The organism is Mesorhizobium sp. WSM1293, assembly GCF_000513875.1.
Taxonomy (GTDB): Bacteria; Pseudomonadota; Alphaproteobacteria; order Rhizobiales; family Rhizobiaceae; genus Mesorhizobium; species Mesorhizobium ciceri.
This window is the reverse complement of sequence record NZ_AZUV01000010.1, coordinates 127,439-148,665: the sequence shown is the minus strand read 5'-3', so window position 1 is coordinate 148,665 and position 21,227 is coordinate 127,439. Positions and strand designations below refer to the sequence as shown.

At 59.7% G+C, this 21,227-nt stretch carries 18 protein-coding genes; 10 read left to right on the top strand and 8 right to left on the bottom strand.

The features are described 5' to 3' along the window. Positions 1-7: 7 nt before the first annotated feature. From M729_RS0114185 to M729_RS0114175, 3 genes are all read left to right on the top strand, one after another. Entirely contained in the window at positions 8-637 is a 630-nt protein-coding gene (locus tag M729_RS0114185) for a M35 family metallo-endopeptidase (RefSeq protein WP_027161936.1), read from the top strand. Positions 638-726: 89 nt separating this feature from the next. Continuing rightward, a complete protein-coding gene (locus tag M729_RS0114180) occupies positions 727-960 on the top strand; it encodes a twin-arginine translocase TatA/TatE family subunit (protein ID WP_027161935.1) in 234 nt (77 codons plus the stop codon). Positions 961-1,070: 110 nt separating this feature from the next. Further along, complete coding sequence (locus M729_RS0114175) at positions 1,071-2,720, top strand: DUF4403 family protein (RefSeq protein WP_027161934.1); 1,650 nt, start codon at positions 1,071-1,073, stop codon at positions 2,718-2,720. A gap of 19 nt (positions 2,721-2,739) precedes the next feature. Here M729_RS0114175 and M729_RS0114170 read toward each other — a convergent pair whose 3' ends face one another. Beyond that, a complete protein-coding gene (locus tag M729_RS0114170) occupies positions 2,740-3,408 on the bottom strand; it encodes a hypothetical protein (RefSeq protein WP_027161933.1) in 669 nt (222 codons plus the stop codon). 617 nt (positions 3,409-4,025) lie between these two features. On the opposite strand from M729_RS0114170, the gene M729_RS0114165 reads away from it, so the two are divergent. Beyond that, entirely contained in the window at positions 4,026-5,402 is a 1,377-nt protein-coding gene (locus tag M729_RS0114165; RefSeq protein WP_027161932.1) for a hypothetical protein, read from the top strand. 116 nt (positions 5,403-5,518) lie between these two features. Here M729_RS0114165 and M729_RS0114160 read toward each other — a convergent pair whose 3' ends face one another. The 4 genes from M729_RS0114160 to vsr form a co-directional block, all read right to left on the bottom strand. Next, positions 5,519-7,087, bottom strand: a complete 1,569-nt coding sequence (locus M729_RS0114160; RefSeq protein WP_027161931.1) for a restriction endonuclease — start codon at positions 7,085-7,087, stop codon at positions 5,519-5,521. Between the two features lie 161 nt (positions 7,088-7,248). Further along, complete coding sequence (locus M729_RS0114155) at positions 7,249-8,118, bottom strand: nucleotidyl transferase AbiEii/AbiGii toxin family protein (RefSeq protein WP_027161930.1); 870 nt, start codon at positions 8,116-8,118, stop codon at positions 7,249-7,251. After that, on the bottom strand, positions 8,111-8,734 hold the full coding sequence (locus tag M729_RS0114150) for an AbiEi antitoxin N-terminal domain-containing protein (protein WP_027161929.1): 624 nt from the start codon (positions 8,732-8,734) through the stop codon (positions 8,111-8,113). Before M729_RS0114150 ends, M729_RS0114155 begins: the two co-directional genes overlap by 8 nt. A 150-nt stretch (positions 8,735-8,884) precedes the next feature. Next, a complete protein-coding gene (gene vsr / locus M729_RS1000000137205) occupies positions 8,885-9,373 on the bottom strand; it encodes a DNA mismatch endonuclease Vsr (RefSeq protein ID WP_084652627.1) in 489 nt (162 codons plus the stop codon). A 70-nt stretch (positions 9,374-9,443) separates the two neighbouring features. Here vsr and M729_RS01000000135070 point away from each other — a divergent pair, with 70 nt between their 5' ends. The 6 genes from M729_RS01000000135070 to M729_RS01000000135060 all read left to right on the top strand — a co-directional run bounded on the left by M729_RS01000000135070 (position 9,444) and on the right by M729_RS01000000135060 (position 18,361). Next, positions 9,444-11,048 carry a DNA cytosine methyltransferase gene (locus M729_RS01000000135070; RefSeq protein ID WP_050596236.1) on the top strand — a complete coding sequence of 535 codons (1,605 nt, stop codon included), beginning with the start codon at positions 9,444-9,446 and terminating at the stop codon, positions 11,046-11,048. Between the two features lie 169 nt (positions 11,049-11,217). Beyond that, entirely contained in the window at positions 11,218-13,839 is a 2,622-nt protein-coding gene (locus M729_RS0114140; protein ID WP_198032094.1) for a Z1 domain-containing protein, read from the top strand. Positions 13,840-13,861: 22 nt separating this feature from the next. After that, on the top strand, positions 13,862-14,842 hold the full coding sequence (locus tag M729_RS01000000135065; protein WP_050596235.1) for a PD-(D/E)XK motif protein: 981 nt from the start codon (positions 13,862-13,864) through the stop codon (positions 14,840-14,842). Continuing rightward, positions 14,824-16,662 (top strand): hypothetical protein, encoded by a 1,839-nt coding sequence (locus M729_RS0114130; RefSeq protein ID WP_027161926.1) that lies wholly within the window; start codon positions 14,824-14,826, stop codon positions 16,660-16,662. Before M729_RS01000000135065 ends, M729_RS0114130 begins: the two co-directional genes overlap by 19 nt. Beyond that, the gene (locus M729_RS0114125; protein ID WP_027161925.1) at positions 16,659-17,567 is read left to right on the top strand and encodes a hypothetical protein; all 909 of its coding nucleotides are present in this window, start codon (positions 16,659-16,661) and stop codon (positions 17,565-17,567) included. The genes M729_RS0114130 and M729_RS0114125 overlap by 4 nt, the downstream gene beginning before the upstream one ends. Further along, positions 17,564-18,361, top strand: a complete 798-nt coding sequence (locus tag M729_RS01000000135060; protein WP_050596233.1) for a hypothetical protein — start codon at positions 17,564-17,566, stop codon at positions 18,359-18,361. The genes M729_RS0114125 and M729_RS01000000135060 overlap by 4 nt, the downstream gene beginning before the upstream one ends. A 163-nt stretch (positions 18,362-18,524) precedes the next feature. Here the strand turns inward: M729_RS01000000135060 and M729_RS0114115 are convergent, their stop codons facing one another. Genes M729_RS0114115 through M729_RS0114105 form a run of 3 tightly spaced genes read right to left on the bottom strand, consistent with a single transcriptional unit; the run spans position 18,525 to position 21,132 of the window. Beyond that, positions 18,525-19,268 (bottom strand): amino acid ABC transporter ATP-binding protein, encoded by a 744-nt coding sequence (locus tag M729_RS0114115; protein WP_027161924.1) that lies wholly within the window; start codon positions 19,266-19,268, stop codon positions 18,525-18,527. Further along, complete coding sequence (locus tag M729_RS0114110; RefSeq protein WP_013525195.1) at positions 19,265-20,239, bottom strand: amino acid ABC transporter permease; 975 nt, start codon at positions 20,237-20,239, stop codon at positions 19,265-19,267. Before M729_RS0114110 ends, M729_RS0114115 begins: the two co-directional genes overlap by 4 nt. Positions 20,240-20,298: 59 nt before the next feature. Then, positions 20,299-21,132, bottom strand: coding sequence for a transporter substrate-binding domain-containing protein (locus tag M729_RS0114105; RefSeq protein WP_027161923.1), 834 nt, complete (start codon positions 21,130-21,132; stop codon positions 20,299-20,301). Positions 21,133-21,227 lie beyond the last annotated feature (95 nt).

Here is a 21,227-nt window from a genome sequence, read left to right as displayed (position 1 = left end):
AAATCACATGAGGAATTCACTGAGACTGGCCGGCGTCGCAGGATTGCTGTGCATGGCGGCAACAACCGCCCGCTCCGACGCATTTGACGCGTACCGCGTTGCATGTGATGCGGGACAAAATGCCATTGCATCGGCCGCGGTAGTGGAAGCGCGCTCGATGCTGTCGGACACCATCAACAGTCTGCCGACCACCAATTCCGCTAGTGGCGCGAAGTTCAAGCGCTGGTTCGGGGGGAATGAAGGCGACGACGATCCCGTACTCAAGCAAGTCTACGAAGAGGTCCTCGGCTTTATGGTGTTCCAGAGCTATTGGTGTCCGAACAAGACAATGCCAGACGACGACCCGGGTACCTTGGCCTTTGTTCCCAAGGGGGGCTTCTCCGAGATTTTCCTGGAGTCAGGTTTCTTCGACCTATCGGACAAGGGCGCCGATTCCCGAGGCGGGACCATCGTCCACGAGGCGTCTCATCAAGCCACCAGCGCCACAATCGTCGATACCGACGTCACGGGCGACGGCAAGCCTGACTATACCATCGCCGACGCCGAGCAATTGGCAAGAACGGAGCCCCAAAAAGCAAGGCGCACAGCCAACAACCTCGAATATTTCGCCGAGGACATCGTTGCCGGCATCCCATAGCCGCCGGGCGGTCGATCCGGTCGGCGGTACATCGTCAACCTAACCATTCGACCGATCCTGTCTCGATCGGACAAAGGAAGGATAAGAAAATGGGTGCGCTAAGCATATGGCACTGGTTGCTCGTCATCGTCGTCGTGATGATTTTCTTCGGGCGCGGGCGAATCTCCGCCCTCATGGGAGATGTGGGAAAAGGCATCAGGAACCTTCGGCAAGAATTGACGGCAACGGATGATGCCGTGCCTTTGGCACGCGAGCCGGAGGCTCGTGGTCTCGCGCGGGGCAATTCCTCCACGAAAACTTCCCAAAGGTTGCCGGGGCAATGAATAGTATTGTTACGAGTAACGATACCAGCGCGATCAGTGACTTATGCGGAACGCGCTGCACCCTCTTCTCACAGTAATTCGTGAATAGAATTAAGACATGGGGAAATATTATGACGATCGCGAAAACTCGTCTCCTATTGCTGGCGCCATCGGTTTGTATCTCGCTGGCAGCCTGTAACGGCGATCAACTCTTCCAAGCGCCGCCTCATGGTGGCGAGGCCGTTCCTCCTCCCACTATCTCAGATAGCGTCATCACGCTGGTGGCGTCGATTCCTTACAGTGCACTCGTTCAGGCCGGGGAAGCGAAAGTCCCAAACTCGGTCCCGCTGAACGGGGATGGCCACGTTGCGTGCATGAACATACCGTTCGTTAATCCAGGCCGCGTGGGATCGCACCAGGAGTGTTTTGACAAGCCATACCTGGACTTTCGAGGCGCTGGAATTGAGAGGGTGTGCATAAACGTGCCAGACATCGTTGGTCCTAGTATCGGCACAAGGAATCAATGTGCCGATTATCACTGGGACGCAAGCGTGAACAAGGATGGGTCTCTTCGGATCGCAAAATCCGGCGCCGATATCCAAGTAGGCCAGAGTGTCCACATAACGGGCAAGGCCGGTCTTGGCGGCGACCTCGCAAGAGTGCTCTCTCTATCTGGGAAGAGCTTCGACGCTCGGGTTTCGCCGCAGATCAATATGAATGTCGGTCTAGACAGTGGATGGTGTCCGATCGTCAAGGCTGCCCCCGTCGGAAAATGGGTAGATAGTGCATCCGTCGAACTCGTCGGGAGGAATTGCGTTGGGATTGATCTCGGTGCTCTCGGTCACCCTGAAGTGTGCGCCGGTCCGGTAAATCTTGGGCTTGCGGATGTTCTGAACGGCGAGTTCGACAAGCACCGCGACGACATACAGAACGCGGCTCAGAGCCTTCTTCCCTGTGACGCTGTCCGGTCAGGCGTTTCGAAGCAGTGGCACCCGTTCTCGATCAAGATCGACCGACTCAAGCAGACTCCCCTCTTTCTAAATATCGAGCCCAAGACAGCGGGCTTTTCTGGGCTCATAGCAGAGGACGACGCGATAAGAATGGTCGTTCGCGTCGGCGCGACGACAGTCCTTTCGCCATCTGAGATCGCGACGACCGGCACAGCCATTCCTCCTTTGAATTCCGCGTCTGCCGATCATGGCGGGCTCGATGTGAACCTTCAGGCAATCGCTCCATACGACTTTCTCAAAGCCGAATTGGCGGCTGCCCTGAAAGGGAAAACCTTCAAGCAGAACATCGCGTCCAACACGATCGAGATCCGGATTGACGACGTGGACCTCTATCCCAGCAATGGATCACTCGCTGTTGGGCTGAAGATCGATGCCAAGTTGCCAGGCCAGTGGTTCGACACAACTGGCTGGGTCTATCTGTCTGGTAAGCCGACGCTGGTTCAGGGCGGCAAAGCCATCACAGTGGAAGGCATTCACTTTGCGACTGTCATCGACAACAAGTTCTGGATGATCGTCCAAAGTCTTTTCGAAACGGAGATTCTTTCGGCGCTCAAAGAAGGCTCTAAATTCGATCTCACCAAGCCGATCGACGAGGCTGCATCGCAAATCACAACCGGCATCGCGAAGGCCAATGTGCCCGGCCTGAAAATCACCGCTGGAACTCCCACGATCCAGCTGACAGGTGTCCATATTGCTCCCGACAATCTCGTCGTCACGGCGAAGCTCGCCTTGACCTTCGACACCGAGATCACGTCTGCTCTTCTTAAGTGAACTTCGACAAGGACCGACGCTACGTTACCTCCGGAAAACCGTCTGACTGGCCAGTTTTTCGACGGGAGAACAAAGAGATGAGGGCCATCGTTGTAATGACGCCAGCCGCGAGCGGCAAGCCGTAGAAAGTTAGCGGAGTTAGAGAACGGGGAAACAGCTCGACGCCGGACAAACAAGGCTCTGCACCAGTTCCAGCTTGGCGAAGCCTCATCTGATTTCCTTCCTTGGCCACCGGAGCCCACAGCAGCATGGTCTCGGAGCCCTCGTAAAAGTACCGGGTGTCCTGTTCACAGATGTCGCCCGATTCAGCCTCGGCCATGCAGCACATAACTCCAGCGACCGGAACAAGAACGAAAATCACGAGAACGCAAATCTGAAAGATCTTTCCTTCCCGTGTGGCCGTATCAAGTCCGTCAAGCCAAACCACTGGTATGCGAGCGTGCCAGTGGTCGCCATGGCGCCGTGCGTGCAAGAGGAAGACGCTTGATGACAGCACAAACAGGCCTCCGCCAACAATTGCCCCAAAATAACCGGTGGCCGGCATGTTGTCGTCTACGCCAACTTTGTCGCCAAAGAGGCTTCCCAAAAACTCTGAACCTCCCTGTAGGGAAACCACGCTCGCCACCAAAAAGAGGACGCAGACAACAGACAGCCATTGCCACAATTGCGTAAGATGCGCCTTGGTCATCCCCTGGTATCTAAATCCTCACTTGATCTGTTTCTGCGCAGGGCCTTGCAAAGCGCTCTACTATCGTCAGGCGCAGAATCGCTCTGTCAGCCACTTGGCGCAAGAGCCTTTGTGCGATCTCACTGCCATTGCGGGTGACGCTCGCTGCGAGTCGAGAACGGTCGCAGCCATGCTGCCGCGGAGATCAGCAGTCCGCGGCATACGTGGGCCTCTTCAGGGCCTGCCGAGATCACGATCTTGGTCCATGTCTCGCAAGATGTTCTCATGCGGAGGACGAGAGAAGTCGTCAAATCAGTCGGTCGCAGAAAGGAATAGCAAGGCGTGCTAGTCGGAGAGCCGTGAGCCGGATCGGCTGTCGGCAAAAACCGCAAGTCCAAATCACGGTCACGCAACCACCGATAGCGACCTTCACTGGTTGTAGCGATTTAGGCGCGCGTTTCGCCGCCTGCTTCAGCCGATCCGTTTTTTAAGGCGCCGTTGAGCTTTGCCCATGCCGACGCTTTTTCCCACAGTCGATCGTTGATGATCCAGCGAGAATTTGATGAAGTACCGTCAAAACTGACAGGATCAATACGCCTACCTCCATATTTGGATCGATTGATCACTGGAGTCGGGCCGTGGACGCGTGGGCGGAAGAAGAGGTCGAGAGGGTGAGGACGGTTTCTCGCGAGAAGCTTTACGAGCAGGTCTGGTCCAAGCCGATGACCAAGGTTGCTGCGGATTACGGCGTTACGGGTACGGCATTGAAGAAGACCTGCGATCGCCACCACATTCCAACACCAGAACGCGGATACTGGGCAAAACTGAAATACGGCAAGCGCGTCAACAAGCAAGCGCTGCCCCCATCGGCCAAACCAAACTTGGCGTTGGTGAGGATCGCAGGAAGTTCCGAGCAGCACCTGTCGCCGTCGGTCCGCGAAGCCACAGAAAAAGCCCGAGATAGGCTCAACAAGCACGCTGCGACTGATCCGATGGTGGCCCCTACGCCGGAGTCTACGCCCAGCTTCGTTGAGCTCCCGTCTCTCGCTGTCACAAGGCGCGCGATTTCAAAGGCGCGTCCGGACGATCAGGGCTTCGCGATCGTTCGGTCCAGGGGCGTTGTCCCTCTCAAAATTGCAGTGGCCTCCATTGAAAGGGGAATTCGCATCCTAAGTCAGTTGTTCGCTCTTGCAGAAACGCAAGGCCATTTGCCCAAGGCAACCGAGACCGGGTTGGTGCTCGTTGTCGAGAATGAATCAGTTGCGTTCGGCCTGGAGGAGCAGCCCGAAAAGACCCTGCATCAACCGACGCCGGCAGAATTGAAACGGCGGGATGAAAGAACGCGTTGGGGCAACACCAACGATGCTTGGCCCAAGTACGACGAGTCTCCATCCGGGCGGCTCGCTATCGTCATTCACGCCAACCCGTATTCAGGCCTTCGCCGCAAATATTCCGACGGAAAGACGCAAACTTTGGAAAGCATGCTGCCGGACATATTGGCAGGCTTCGCTGGACACGCGGCGTTCATCAGCGAACGCAGGAGACAAGGCGAGGAACGAGAGCGTCGTCAACGAGACGCCGAAGCCCAGCGGCAACGCGAGGAAGCGTTCAATAGCCGCGAGAAGCGCCGTATGGAATTTGTGGATGCGATCCATGAACAACTGACCCATCGGGACAAGTTGAACGCGGTGCTGACCCATCTCGAGAATGCGACGCCTGAGGATGTCGGCAGAATGAGCGCGATGGCGACTTGGATCCGGCAGCGCCTGAAGCAGATCGATGCTCTGATCAGTCCCCATTTCCTCGATATTTCGGCAAGATCGTCGAAAGTCGATTTCGATGAGCCAGACCCTGAAAAAGAGGCAGACAGCGGCAATCGCTACCTTGGTTATTCGCCTTCCGTCAGCCTTCAACTTTGGTCGATTGACAACGAAAAGAAGCTGGCCACCGCGTGCTCACCGCTGGAATGGGCGAGCGCTGTAGGGTCGATGGTCGAGAAAAATCCGGCGGATTAAAGGAGACTATTCCGCATGTGAGATGCGTGATCATCAGGGCCACGCTGAAAAGCTGCCGCTTTCTGGTCGGCTCTATGCCGGGGTCGTGCCTCCATATTGGTCGCTGAGGGGGTAGATCATGATCCCGGGAAGAATTTCTGCCTGACACGGCGATTGCGCCCTAGCGCCCGTTCGAGCTCCAGAACCGACAGGTGGTATTGGTCGACTTGGCGTTTCGAGCAGATCGCGTCGAGCTTGTCGTAGAGTGTGGCGTCCATTTGAGCTGAGGTGATCACGCCGAACCCTTGGGCGCCGTATTGCTCGAGCATGTCCCCGACGTCCGTCAGGCGTGTGGCTCCGAGGGACGAACCGTTGGTGACAAGCTTGCACTGGAAGGTCCATTTCTTCGGTTTCACCCAAGGGCCTATTGTTGCCTCATGGATGATGATATCGCGGCCGCCATCCCTCGACCTCGATTTGCCGAGTTTCCGAATGGTATCGGAATTGAACTTCGGGTTGTCGAAGATCAGCTGGTAGCAAAGCTCTTCGAAGGCCTCGTCGTCCAAGCTCGTCCAGTCGCACTGAAAGAACGGCGCGGCGCCGGTCGCGGTGGACAACTCTTCGGTCATTTGGGCCGAAGCCTCGCGGAGGGCCTTGGCCGTCTGCAGCTGCGCCGGCCGGATGTCGTAGAGGAAGTGGAGGAAGTGGAGGAAGTAGCCATCATTGACGAACGCAAGCGTTCCAGTCTCGTGGAGGTAGCAGCCTTCCTTTAGCGTTGACGTGCCTTCTGGCGCGTCCGAAGTCGAGATGCCTACGGGAGCGGCTTGTTCTGCTATCGGTGAACGGAGCGCGCTGAAAGGGTCTGATGACCAGCGTTCGGCATACTCGTCGTCCTGGGTCACGAGCCCCGCGCAGACCTGGGATTCGAAATACAGACCTGATGGGAAGCGGACCAGGAGACCCTTGTGATGCACGAATGACTCGCCGTTGATGATGACGAAGTCGGCGGGCAGGAAATCATTCAGACGGTACTTCTGATCCGTTCCCACGAAGAATCGGTCGGGGCCTATCGCCACCGGCACAAGCCACCCGGTCCGCGAAGCATAGCAGCTCCCCCCTAGTATGCCGCTGAAGCCGCTGCGATGGAAGCCGAGGCGACGCTCTGGGAAGCGCTTCATCTGACTGCTCCATGCCCCTGGAGCTTCGGACCGCAACTCGCTGTTCACTTCGTGAAGGTTGGCGAAATACCAGTCGATAATCTCCGGCGCTCGGGGAACCAGAGTCTCCAGCTTGTCCTCATACTCATAGACCTGTTCGCGAAGGTTCTGCAGTTCCTCCAGTCCTGCATCGTCTGTGACATCCTCGAGTTCCCCGAGCAGAAGCGCACAGTCGGCGATGGCGCAGAATATTCCCGGCCTTGGTCCTGTGAGGACGGCCCTGATGCAGCGGTAGTCTCCGGGTGGGTTTTCGGTCCTGACACACTTCGCATGTGCAGCCATCCGTTCGATGGCCCACGAAGCGTCAAGAAGATCTCCGCAGATGTCGCGATAGGACTGGGTTGACCCGAATGAGGGGAGCGGCACGTAAACGAAAATCCGATCGTAGGCATGTGGATCAAGCGTCGCCAGATCCATTTCAAACTCTTCGCCGAGATCGATCTCGAGCGTTCGCGCATTGCCCCCGGAATCGTCCTCCATCTTGTTCATCCCTTGTCCAAGGTACCAGCCGCACCGGCTTCCGTTTCTGGCTTGCATCCCGGTTCAACGACGATTGTAGGCTGTCAGTCGAAACACAGCGTCAATCGGACGGGGCGAGCTGACGAAAGGGTGCCATTTACAGCAGATACATGCGGGGTACGGGCCACAATTCAATTGTCAGACGATCTGATGCGCGCGCAGGATGGTCCCACCAGCGCCCAGATGGCATCCACAACCTCCACCAGTGACAGGCCGTCGTGGTCGATTGACTGTGCGTAGGCCTGCCATTGGCGCTGCTTGGTCGTATCGTCCAGCAGTGTCGTTGAAAGACCAGGTGGCCTACCGTCAGGAATGTCAGTATGTCGCCGCTCGAAGGTCGCTCGGATAGCAGCATCCAGATCCGTATCTGCGAGAGGGACTGCCTTGGGGATCGCCCACAGATCGTAGTAATCTTTCATGCGACCGTTGGCGATGCCCAGCGCGACCATGGCCTGAAATTTCTCAGCGATAACTGTTGCCGGGGGATAGGTCCGAATCTGCGGCGTCTCCATGCCAAGCAACGATGGATAGGCGAGCGGTTGCGCCGCTGCCGCCAGAGCGTCGCCAAACCCTATGTCGATCGTAACTGGGATCCTGGACCGCTCCAAGAAGGCCGTCGTGCGCAGGCGCACCCCGCCATATTCCATCTCTTCGCGGATCGTAGTTGCAGTCAGGCCCTGGGTATCGAATACAAGCCCATCGTCGGTAGCGATTGCCATGATTTCGGCAAATGTAGCTCTGAGCTTTTCCGGGTTGGCATCACCGTGCCCAAGAAAGTCAGCGTCTCGCGTCTCGCGATTGCCATCGTCGATCCATAGGGTAACGAGCATCCCTCCCTTCAGAATGAAACGATCGCGCTGGTCCGAGACAGACAGGCGGTAGAGCAGCCGTTCCAGCGCGTAGCGCACCAGCACGACCTCATAGATCCGGCCTTCCTTGCGCGCGAGGTTCAGCAACCGCTGCTTGATCGAGGCAGCCTGATTTGTAGTGCCTTTAGCCATTCGAGGTCAGAGCCTCGAGATAGGGGCGCATGATCTTCCAGGAGTCGCCGGCGATTGCCGCCTCCGCGATTGTACCAGGTGTGGCCTTGCGCTGGTCGAGGGCAGCTCGCAGCCCCTCCACTGCAACCGAGCGGTCGACCAGCTTGCGGTTGCGGAAGATATCGGCGAGCGTCTTCGGGACCGAGAAGATCGGAACGTCGACTCCCGATATCCGATGATGCTCGATTCCCTGGTCCATGTACTTGTCACGAAGTTCGACGATGCGGATCGGCGGGTATGAGGGCGCCGGCGCTCCCCAGTCCTTGGCACTGATAGCAACCCAGATCTTGCGAGGCATCTGGTCGGTCAGCCCGTGAAAGGCGAGCGCTGAAACCATGGCAATGACGCCTTTGGGGACCCTCTTTGCAGCTTCTGCGAGCGCCTGCTCGGTCTCGACTTCACTGTCGGCGCGTTGATAGAGGCCGCGGGAGATGCGGATGAGTTGGCCATTGTTGACAGCGCGCGAGATCGTCTCGGGCGCAATCCCGGCCTTGCGGAGTTCGTATGCGCGCATGATTGGCTGGGTGTCCAGGAGGGCAGCCAGTTGTTGGCGTTGGGTAGTTTGAGTCCGTTCCATGACGTGACATATCCTGGGTCTCGTTTCGATCATACCCAGGATATGTCACATTGTCGCTCTGTGACAAATCCTGGGTCTCATTTAAATCATACCCAGGATTTGTCACAATCCCAATGTCTGGCCCTTGGCTTTCTCAACTCGCCACTCCGGTCACAATGACGCTCTCCTGGTCAGCGGAGAATCGACACGTGGGCGTACAACATCGCTTTCGAAATCGCCGCTTTCCGACCATATCCAGGCCAGCACCCGTTCCACCGTCTCATTGAGATACGCTGCCCGAAGCCCACATTCCCAGACGATAGCAACGCGCCAGCCTTCCGCATGCAAGGCATCGACCACCTCGCAGTCTCGGGTCATGTTTCGATCGAACTTCGCAGCCCAGAATTCCGGCCTGGACGCTGGTGTGCTGCACCAGTGACAACCCGCGTGACGATGCCAGAAGCATCCGTGAACGAGGATTACCGCCCGTCGCGAAGACAGAACCATATCCGGTCGGCCAGGCAAATGTGCCCCGTGCAATCGATATCGCAGGCCAGACCGATGCAGCGCCTTTCGCAATGCCATTTCCGGCCTGGTGTTCTTCCCTCGAATGCCGGACATCATCCGAGAACGGGTCGCCTGATCAACTACATCTGCCATCGATCTGTCATTTCTCTGCAGAGCTGATATTAATCGGACCTTTGCTCCCGGGGTCGAAAGAGCGTGATTCTTGCCAACATATGCAGTTGTTGACATATTTGCAGGTCCTGGAGGACTGGCCGAGGGATTTTCGAGCGTTTCCGGCGCCGATGGGAAATGCGCGTTCAAGATCGCTCTGTCGATCGAGAAGGACAAGGCGGCGCACTCGACCCTGCAGCTGCGAAGCTTCCTGCGCCAGTTTGGCAATTCCCTTCCTGAAAGTTACTACAATCTGATCAATGCGGGGGGCGAAGTACCCGACTGGTCCAAACGGCACCCAAAGGAATGGGCCGCGGCGGAAGAGGAGGCCTGGCAACTCGAGCTTGGCAAGGAGGATCCCGAGGAGCGACTGAACGCTCGACTCGACGCCATCCGGGCCGAAAGTGACGGCAATGTCATCCTCATAGGCGGTCCGCCCTGCCAAGCATATTCACTCGTTGGCCGTGCCCGCAACCAGGGCAAGGAAGGGTATGTGGCCAGCGAGGATGAAAAGCACTTCCTGTACAGGGAATATATCCGCATCCTCGATCGACTCCGGCCCGCGGCCTTTGTCATGGAAAACGTCAAGGGCATGCTGTCCTCGTCGGTCGATGGCGAGAATCGGATTTTCGATCAGGTACTGCGTGACCTGCGTGGAGACCGGCCGCATGGAGAGCCATACCGGCTGATTGCACTGGATCCGCGTAGCCGAGGACAACTCGGCTTTGGCAGGTTTGAACCACGCGCCACTGATTTCATAGTTCGTGCCGAGGATTTCGGAATTCCTCAAGCACGCCATCGAGTGATCGTCGTCGGCCTAAGGTCAGACCTGGCTGCGGACTTGCCTGATTCTGCCCTCGCCGACCTGATGGTCCGCCATAGTCTGACTGCAACCGTCGGCAATGTACTGGATGGGATGCCGAAGCTGCGCAGCGGTCTCAGCCGTGGCGTCGACAGCCGGGAGGAGTGGAAACAGATGGTCAGCATCGCCATGGCCTTTGTCGCCGACGTGGACACCGGTCTCGCGGATGATCTGCAAGCAGCATTTGCGCAGACGGCTCATCGGTATCATGCGACCTTCGAGAGCCTGAACGACGTCCCTGGCCGTGAGGCGCGGGGCGTCGGCATCTCGCCAGCCTGTCCAGCCGACCTTCGTGACTGGCTGATCGATCCCAGGCTGGAGACACTGCCAAATCATGCGACTCGTAGCCATATGGCGAGCGATCTTGCCCGTTACTTCTTTGCAGCGGTCTTCGCCGAAGTCGTCGGCCGCTCGCCCAAGGCGTCGGATTTTCCGGAGGAGCTGGCACCGGAGCACGAGAACTGGAACTCGGGCAAGTTTGCCGATCGCTTCAGGGTGCAACTCTCCAAGGCTCCCTCGACGACCGTCACGAGCCATATCTCCAAGGATGGACACTACTTTATCCATCCTGACCCAATGCAATGTCGCAGCCTTTCGGTACGCGAGGCAGCGCGTCTTCAGACCTTCCCCGACAATTATCTCTTCCAGGGCAATCGTACCCAGCAATATACCCAGGTTGGCAATGCGGTGCCCCCTCTCCTCGCCCGCTGGATCGGTGAAGCTCTTTTCGTGATTCTGACTGCCGAGAGAAGCGATGCAGCAGAAAACGAAATGAAGCTGTCGCAAGTTGCCTGACCAGGCCGGTTGGAAAGATTCACGCTGATATTCGCGTACGGTTCTAGTGGCGAAGTCGTTCGCGATTTTTTCATTTCAGCTTGCAGCCGATGGCCTGCAGCGTACAAGGTCCATTCGGGGCGATGAGTCTATTCATAGCGGGGGGGCGATGTCGGTATCAGCGACACAAATGGATGCGTTTGTCAGGCAGCTGCGCGCGCGCCTGTCGTCGGCTGACGGCCTGGATGATGCGGCTCGCCTCGTCCGGCAGGACCTCGAACCGTTCCTTGGCCGCTTCTCGGACGAGACCGAGCAGGATTTTGCCGCCGCCATCGAACAGGTTCGCGGATCCATTCGACCCGTCGAAATTCTCAGGGTGAATTCGATCTTCCGAATCCGCCAGGACTGGTATCACGGGCCGGCGGAAACTGATCGTCACTGGCCCGCGTTGCGGGCTTATCTCGTCGATTCCAAGGGCTGGTCCGCAGACACCGTCGATGACCGCATCGGCAAGGCCTCGAACGAGATCGTCTCGCTGCTTGAGAATCCCTTGAAGGAGAGCTTTGCATGTCGTGGTCTGGTCGTTGGACACGTTCAATCCGGCAAGACCGCCAACATGACCGCCGTCATCGCAAAGGCGGTCGACGCCGGCTACAATCTGGTGATCATTCTGGCTGGCCTCACGAACAAGCTTCGCAAGCAGACCCAGGGGCGCATGCAGAAGGATCTGGTCGATCGGCTGAGAGACCAGTGGCAGCTCCAGACCCGCGAAGACGAGCAGGGCGATTTCAGGATGCCGCCCAATGGAGGCTTTCCGATGCCCGTGGATGGGGCGGCGCAGCTCGCAGTCGTGAAGAAGAACGTTGCTCCGCTTGGACAGCTGCTTCTCACACTGGAGCGCACCCTGCCCGCGATTCTGCGTCGTCTCAAGGTCCTTGTCATCGATGATGAATGCGACCAGGCGAGTGTGAACACGGCCTCCGGCGAGTACGACATGACACGCATAAACGAGAGGATCCGCCTGATCCTCAAGAAGATCCCGGCAAATTCCTACGTAGGATATACCGCCACGCCGTTCGCCAACGTGCTCATCAACCCCTTCCCCGCTGGGGGAAGGGAACTCGACGATCTCTACCCGAAGGACTTCATAACCGCCTTGCCGACGCCGGATGGTTATTTCGGGACCGAGCGTCTGTTCGGCCGCCCGCCGATCGACGCGGATTCCCCGCAGCCCGAAGAAGAGGGGCTCGACATGATCCGGGAGATCCCGGAGGACGACATCGCGTTCCTTCAGCCGCCGAGCCGGGCGGAAAAGGATCATTTTCAGCCACGCATGACGGAATCGCTCGAAGATGCGGTCCTGTATTTCCTGGCGTCCTGCGCAGCGCGACGGTTTCGAGGTGATGCGGACAGCCACATGTCGATGCTGATCCACACATCGGCCTACGTGATCATGCATGAGCGGCTGGCCACTCTGGTGAAGGCATGGCTCGAGGTGATCGCCGACCAGATCACGGACCCCCTATCTGCTCTTGGGGTACGGATGCTCGGTCTCTGGGAGGCCGAGCAGCAGCGCGTTCCCGACGACCTGTGCGCCCTGCCCCACGTCACCGGACATCAGCTGATGCCATTCATGCCGGCGGTCCTCGAGGCGCTGGAAGTTCCTGTCGAGAACGGCACCAGCGAAGATCGGATCGACTACGATGGCCCTCCACGCACGTACATCGTGGTCGGCGGCTCCATCCTCGCTCGTGGCCTGACGATCGAGGGCCTGTGCGTGAGCTACTTTCTGCGCACATCCAGCCAGTACGACACCCTGCTGCAGATGGGGCGGTGGTTCGGCTATCGGCCCGGATACGAGGACATGCCGCGCATCTGGATGACCGATTCGCTCAGCACGGCATTCCGTTCGCTCGCCCTCATCGAGGCCGAGATCAGGGGGGATGTAGCCGAGTATGCGGTTCGCAGGACCACTCCGATGGAATTCGCGGTCAGGGTGAGGTCGATACCGGGCATGGCGATCACAGCCGCAAGCAAGATGAGAGCGGCCGTCCTCACCGACGTGAGCTATGCCGGCAAGCACGTGCAGACGATCCGCTTCGATCATCGCAGGCCTGAGATCGTCCGGGGAAACTGGACCGCCGCCGCCCATCTGATGACACAGGCCACCGACCTCGGGTTACGCGACCGGGAATCGACGCGCATCCTGTTTCGCAGTGTGCCCGGCCGCCTGATAGTGCAGTTTCTCCGGGCATACTCGGTGCAGGCGTCCCACAGGGAGCTCTCTGCCGAGTTCCTGCTGGGGTACATCGAGGCATCCGGCGACAGCGCGCGGACATGGAACGTCGGAGTCGTCGAACCGAGAAGCGGGGACCAGTCGGCAAAACCGATGGGCGAGCTGGGCCCGGTACGGCTTTCGACAAGAACGCGACTGGAGCGGCCGGATGATTTCGCCGACATCAAGGCGCTGATGTCGCGAAGGGACGTCCTCTTCGACTGCGCCGATGGCGCAGACGCCGCCACAGAGACGGATTGGACCAGGCTGAAGGCCGTGCGCGCGGGTGTCGTCGGCAACGTGCCGCTCCTGCTGCTCTATCCGATCGACAGGAACTCGACGCCGAGAAAGGCGTCGGGCCAGCGCGTCGCCCTTGAAGCCGTAGGAGATCTGGTCGGCTTCGGGATTGTCTTCCCCGGGTCGGCAGACGGGTCAGGCGGATATTACAGTGTGAGACTGGAACCACCATCGGCCGACGATCTCGAAGAGATCGAGGACGAGATCGCCGAACAGCTCGAGGCCGGCCGTGTCCACTGAGCCATCGCTCGAAGAGTGGGCCATGCTGCGCCGTGGTGGTCACGCTTCGAGCGAGCTCGGGATTCCCAGCGTGGATACGGGAATCGAGACTGGCTTCGGAAGCATTCGTCTTGCGCTGGGCAATGCGGGCGAGCTGCGCGTGCTCCTCCCGATAAGACACAGCGAGAGAATCACCCAGCTCCCGAGCAGTCCATCGCTGGGGATCGGCATCGCGACCTACTCTCTGAATGGTGTCTCGGTACGCTATCTTGACATTATCTGCCTGGCAGCCGGGCTGGACGGGGTCTTTGCGGATGTCAGCGCGGAGATGATGAAGCGTATCAGGGCTGGCTCGTCTCCAGTCGACGCCTGCGCGTCGACGCTCGACGACTTCAGATCGCTGCTCGCCGATCCGGGTTCTGGAGTAACGACCCAGGAAGTGAGAGGTCTCGTCGGCGAACTCCTGATGCTCCGGCGGATGCTTCGGCTTGATGCGCGCGCCTGGCAGCTCTGGCGCGGCCCCATGATGGAGCGTCATGATTTTCGCGCCGACAGCCTCGCGCTCGAGGTCAAGACCTCCGCGAGAGTGACTGGCCTTTCGGTCAGGATTTCGTCGGTCGATCAGCTGCTCGCTCCAACGGGAGGCGTGCTGCATCTCGTGCTCTATCAGCTCGAGCAGTCGACGGGCGGCGACCTTTCGGTGTCGACGCTGGCTGCAGAAGCAATCACAGCGGCATCGGACTCCCTTGGGGTCCGGAATCTTCTTGCGGCTGTCGGCTGCGCAGATCCGAACGCCCCGGCATGGAACATGGCGAACTTTCGTCTTGAGGGCGAGCACCACTATGTTGTCGCCGGCGACTTCCCGAGGATCACCCCGGAGAGCTTCGCGACCGGGGCCCTGCCAACGGGCATTTCCAGCCTTTCCTACTCAATCGACCTTGTCGCGGCCGAATCCAGCCGTCTGGCTGCCGTTCGTGCCGACGCTCATGTCAGCGAGATGATCGCATGCCTCGACCACCCCTGACATTGCATTCCGAGGCCTACTCGGCTTCCGGCAACCTGGCCGCCGACGGCTATCTGAAGCTGCTCGGTGCGCCTTCGATCGATCTTGTCCAGACGGTGGTGAGAGAGGCCGTGCAGAACAGCTGCGATGCCGCCCTGTCCGACGGCGGAGCCGAGGTCCATTTTCGGTTGCGCACGCTTGATCCGCAGCAGGCCGCCATTCTGCGTGTCGAGATCCTGAGCCAGCGACCGCTTGACGGCAAGGCGGCGGGCAGCCTCGACGATTTCCTGCATTCCGAAAGCCTGCGCGTGCTCGAGATCTGTGACTTCGGCACAGCCGGTCTCGCCGGGCCGACCAGAGCTGACCTGGCGTCTGATGACGGGCCAACCGACTTTGTCGATTTCCTGAGGAACGTGGGTTCACGCCGCAACACCGTGCACGGCGGCGGCACATACGGCTATGGCAAGACCTCCCTCTATCTGGCGAGCCGCTGTTCGACGATCGTGATCGACAGTCAGACCTCCTTTGCAGGCGATCCGGTCCGCCGCCTCATCGCTGCCCAGCTTGGATCAGCATTTGACGCGGACGACCCGCACGGAGTGAGACGAAGGTTCACCGGGAGGCACTGGTGGGGTGTTCCTGCCGACGGCGAGGAGTACGTCGACCCGATCGAAGGCCAGGAGGCTGCGGACCTTGCCGACGCGATCGGCTTTCCGGGGCGCGACGCTACCCGATCAGGCACCTCGATCATGATTCTTGACCCTGCGTTTGTCGGCACCGATGGCGAGCATGCGATGAGCCTGGTGCAGGAGGCACTGCTCTGGTTCTTCTGGCCTCGGCTCATCGAGGACACGCCCGAGACGCGGAAGATGCACTTCCGCGTTTTCATCGACGATACGGAATATCCGCTGCCGCGTCCTGAGGACTTTCCTCCGCTGGATCTCTACGCGCGTGCAATGAAGGCCTTGCGGACCGATCCGGCGAGTGGCGAGGAGATACGCTCCTTTCGGCCGAACAGGCTGCTTGGTCGCCTGAGCATGGTTCGAGGGCTCCGGGCAGATCGAATCTCGCCAGCAGGTCGTGAGGGTAGCCTGTTCCCGGAGCGATCCGCCGCGATCGCCGTGATGCGGCCTGTGGAACTGGTGGTTCGCTACTACGAAGGTCCGCAGCTTCCCGATGATCGATTCGAGTGGGCTGGTGTCTTTGTCGCTTCAGATGAGCAGATCGTCGAGGCTGCCTTCGCAGAAGCAGAGCCGCCCGCCCACGATGATTGGCAGTTCGAGGCGCTCGCCGACAAGGAGGCGCGAAGTATCGTGCGGATCGCCGTCCGCCGCATCAAGGTTGCCGCGGCAGAATATGCAAATCCGCCGGCGGCGGCGCCGATCGCCGGCGATACTGGACCGTCGCTTGCGACGGTCGCCGGCCTCTTTGGAAGGGTACTCGAGGGTGAAGGCGAAGGTGCAGGTCCACGAGCTCCCGGGGGCGGTGGTGGCGGTGCAGGCCGTGGTGGCAGCGGCGTCACTCGGCCCTTGTTCCTGAGACTGGAGGAAGGCCAGGACGGGCCTGTCGCGGTTTTCGAAATGATCGTGAGGGGCGACGGCGCGGCAAACTCGCTGCTTCTTGAACCTGCACTTGTGATGGACGGCGGCACTGCAGCCGAAGCGCCCTCGACCGTCAAACCTCATGTGCTCGACGCTCGCGATGACTTCGGAGAATCGCTCGGCAGCGGGGCGCGGATCGAGATCGGTCATCGAGTCGGCAGGTTCGAGGTGGCTGTCGCGATGCCGTCTGATTGCGCAGTGACCCTCGGCGCGCGACTGTCCGCGGCAGCCGGCGCATGAGCCGTATCGCCTTTCCATTCCTGACGCTAGGGACCGACGCCGTGCAGGCCGGCCCATGGGTACTCGTCGAGAACGATCGTGAAGTCGTCATAGAAGACCCCTGGATTGCAGACTGGGACAGCGGACGCGACGTGACCCTCAGGCGCCGGATTGCTGTCGATCTTGATATCGCCGCCTCACAGCTGCGGATCGACATCGCGCAGCTCACCCTGGTGCTGTTGATGCGCGTCGGCACGGGCGCGGGCAACATGCCCCGAACGATCATTGCAGCGACGCGTCGCGAAATTCGTGCTGGAGAAATTCTTCTCGAGGAGCGGGTAGCGGGACACAGCCTTTCCCAGCGCCTTCTTGCCGAGACAATGATCCTCCTCGGCCACCCGGGTGCAGGCGCCCACACGCTGTCCCCGTCGCGATCCGCATCGAAGCTCTGGTCTGACCGGATCGATCTGCGTCTCGAGGGCGAGGAGCCCAGATTCCCGATGGAATCGCTGAGTTTCTCTCGCCGCTTCGCCGGAAGGCCGGAAGCGTATGCGCCATGGTACCTGCACTGGGCTCCAGGCAACCTCCACCGGGACTTCGGCGGAGCTGTTCGACTTTTCCTCAACAGCGATCGCCCCGACTTCACCGAGCGACTTCTGGCCGGCGATCGCGCCACCCTCCAGGTGGTGCTTGCCGATGTCATGACGCAGATCATCGCGACATCGCTGCGACAGTCCGATTTCGAGCAAGCGGTCGCGGAGAGCGACTCCAGCTCCATAGCAGGCAGAGTCGAGTTCTGGATCCGGCTGGCCTTTCCCGGCCAGGACATCCAGACGATCCGGAGCATGCTCGATCTAAGACCATCCTCGTTCCATGCAGCGGTTCTCGCCGCTGCGGACGTCGCGACGGAGGAGGCTCGCGCATGAGCGTGGCACTACTGCCGAGACTCGACCGCATTGCAGTCGACGCATGCCTGTCGTCTACCGCAGGTCTCATGGCGACCGTCGATGCTGGGCTGGATTCTGCCCATTTTCCTGTCGAGGCAACCTATGCTGCGAGCGGTGGAAGCCCGGTGCCCGACGAGTTCCTGCGGACACTCCGATCTGCTCTGCTCGAGATCGGGCATGCCTGCGGATTTCCGGACCGCGGCAGCGCCACCGAGCGAGCTCGGTTCGACGAACTTGCATCCATCCACCTTGCACAGGTGCCTGAGTTTGATAGCGGCGAAGCACTGCGGGATGACGTGTGGGCGTTCCTCGCGACGGTAGTTCTGCCTGACCTTGTGGCATGGCGATTCGCCGGAAGGCCGGCCGAGCGATTTCAGGGAGGCATCCGCAATGCATTCCAGAGACTGTGGATGAGAGGGCGAATACTCGACAGAGGTCCTCGGGCCGGCCGCCGCTGGGAGCTGCTGGCAGAGCTCACGGAAGATGCTCTTGTCCAGATCACCGAGCGCCCATCCATCGGAAGTGACGCGCGACTTGCGCGCGGGTTCGCCGAGGCCTGGGTCAGGGCGGCAGGTCGGCTCGGCCGTCCGGCTATGGAAGATGTGACGCGGGAAGCCATCATCCGGCTGAGACTGCGGAATCAGATCCAGGTCCTCTCGGAGATCGAGGACTCCGAACTGGGGACCGTCATGGATTCCTTCTTCATCGGAGACAGTACACCGCCAGCGCCTGCCAGGCCCGGTTGGGTAGGCCGCCTCCTCGGTCGGACCTGATCAGCAATTGGCAGCAGTCTTGTTCGCAGGAGCGATGCGAATGCGCTTGCGGTTCTATCAGTCCCGACATGGACCGGTGGATTGCCGTGCTGGTGCGCGATCGGCGAACTGGAACCGCTGCCCCATGACCTCTCACCGCCATTGGCTTGGCAAAATGTGCGTATCAGTGCTTCAGTATCTGGCTGAGAAACAGCTTGGTGCGATCGTGCTGAGGATTGCCGAAGAAGCTGTCCGGCTTGCCTTCCTCGACTATCTGGCCGGCATCCATGAAGATGACGCGATCGGCCACCGCCCGTGCAAAGCCCATTTCATGAGTGACGCAAACCATAGTCATGCCGTCGCGCGCTAGCCCGGTCATCGTATCGAGCACTTCCGACACCATTTCCGGGTCGAGTGCCGATGTCGGCTCATCGAACAGCATCACCGCCGGCTTCATGCACAGGCTTCGCGCAATGGCGACGCGCTGCTGCTGGCCGCCCGACAGCTGGACCGGGAATTTGTTCGCCTGTTCGGGAATGCGCACGCGCTCCAGGAACTGCAGCGCGGTCTTGCGTGCCTCGGCGGCGGAAACGCCCTTGACCCACATCGGCCCGGCCATGCAGTTCATCAGCACGGTCAGATGCGGAAACAGGTTGAAGTGCTGGAACACCATGCCGACATTGCTGCGCACGTCGGCGACGTTCTTCATCTTTGGGTGAAGATGGATGCCGTTGACGGCGATGTCGCCCTCCTGATGCGATTCGAGGCGATTGAGGCAGCGGATCAGTGTCGACTTTCCGGAGCCGGACGGGCCACAGATGACGATGCGTTCGCCTTTGTGGACCGTCAGATTGATGTCCTTCAGGGCATGGAACTGGCCGTACCATTTGGAGACGGCTCTGGCTTCAATGATGGTTTCAGCGCTCATCGCACCTTGCTCCTGGCATAGTGCCGTTCGATGCGGGACTGGATCAGCTCGAGGCAGATCGACAGCATCCAGTAGATGAGAGAAGCCGAAATCAGCATCTCCATATGCTGGAAGGTTTTCTGGCCCAGCGTGCGGGCAAGGAACATCAGTTCCCAGACGCCGATGACCGAGACCAGCGAACTGTCCTTGAGCATGGAAATGAACTGGTTGCCGGTCGGCGGAATGATGACCGGAAGCGCCTGCGGCAGTATGATCCGGCGCATGGTCAGCGAAAAGCCAAAACCCATCGAGCGCGATGCTTCCCATTGACCACGGTCGATGCTCTGGATTCCCGATCGGAAAATTTCGGTCATGTAGGCGCCGTAGCACAGCGAGAGCGCCAGGATGCCGGCGGGAACCGCACCGACCACGAAGCCCAGTTGCGGCAGGCCGAGATAGATCAGATAAACCTGCATCAGGAGCGGCAGGCCGCGAAAGAACGAAGTGTAGAAGCTTGCGATGGCGTAGGCGAAGCCGTTGGTGGAGAGCTTGGCTACGGCACCCAGTATGGCGATCAGGGAGGCGATGATGATGGAGATGGCCGAGACGTAGAGCGTGGTCACCACCCCCTGGGAAATCAGGAATGGCAGCTTTTCCCGGATGAAGGGCAGGCTGAGATGAAAGGTCGCGAAGAAGGCCAGGAAGAGCAGCAGCAGTTCGAACCAGACGATGGCGATCTGGACACGCAGCGAGGCGAAGCCGATCAGGACGACATTGAGGACGAACAGAAGCGCGATCACGAAGGCGATGGCAAACCGACCATAGAGGCCGCTCTGCGACGGTTCGCCGATGACCGGGCGCATCAATTCGCCGAAGCTCGTCGACGTCAGGTTGAAGGCGAGGAAGATCGCAAAGACGACGCCGAACATCGTCGCCACAAACCACGGCTTGTGCACGAGGACTTCAGCTTCGACGGTATCGGGGTAGAGCATAGCCTGTCCCTTCGAATGGTCGGCGGCCCGCACAGGCGAGCCGCCAGCGAACGTCGGAACTACTTTACGACCGAGTAGTCGACCCCGTACCATTTCCTGGAGAGCGTGCTCAGCGTTCCGTCGCCTTTCATGGCCTTCACGGCATCGGCGATTCTGGCCGAGAATTCCGGGTCACCGTGTTCGATTGCGACAGCCAGGGGCTCATAAAACACCGGATCGCCGATCTGCCTGATCGGATAACCGGCTTTCACGGCATCGACGATGCTGGGCTGCGACGAGACGACGGCATCGAGCCGAACGCCGTCACCGACCCGCAGATCGTCGAAAGCGGTGGTGGAGTTCTCGTAGGAGTGCACTTCCTTCGGGTTGAGCTTGTATTCGAATGGCGGCGCACCGGCCGCGTCGAGCGTCAAATCCTTCTTGGCATAGGCTTCGAAGGTCGATGTCGTCGTCGCGCCGACAACCTTGCCATCCAGATCGCTCAACGATTTGGCCTTGCTGTCCTTGTGAACCGCAACCGCTGCTGGCGTGTAGTAGTAGACAGCGGGAAAATCGAAGATCTCGGCGCGCTTCTTCGTCGGCGTCATCGAGCCGACATGCATGTCCCAACGGCCGACCCAGTTGCCGGCGGTGATGATGTCCCAGCCCGGCGTCACGAACTCGACCTTGACGCCGATGCGCTTGCCGATCTCCTTGGCGACATCGATGTCGAAGCCGTCCAGCTCGTTGGTGGCGTTGAGGAAGGACTGTGGCGCCCAGTTGGCGTCAGTTGCGACCTTGAGAGTTCCGGCCGCCACGACACGGTCCAGCACCGCGCCGGCCTGAGCCGGAAGCGTCGTCAATGTCAGGGCAAGCGAAGCCGCCAATGTCGCCAATTTCAGAGATGTTTTCATGTGTACCGTTCCCCTTGTTGTTGTTGCTAATTTAGAAATGAGACCGCTGTCGCCGTCTTCCGGCGAGGCAGAGGAGGTTTGTCGCGCCCATTGCT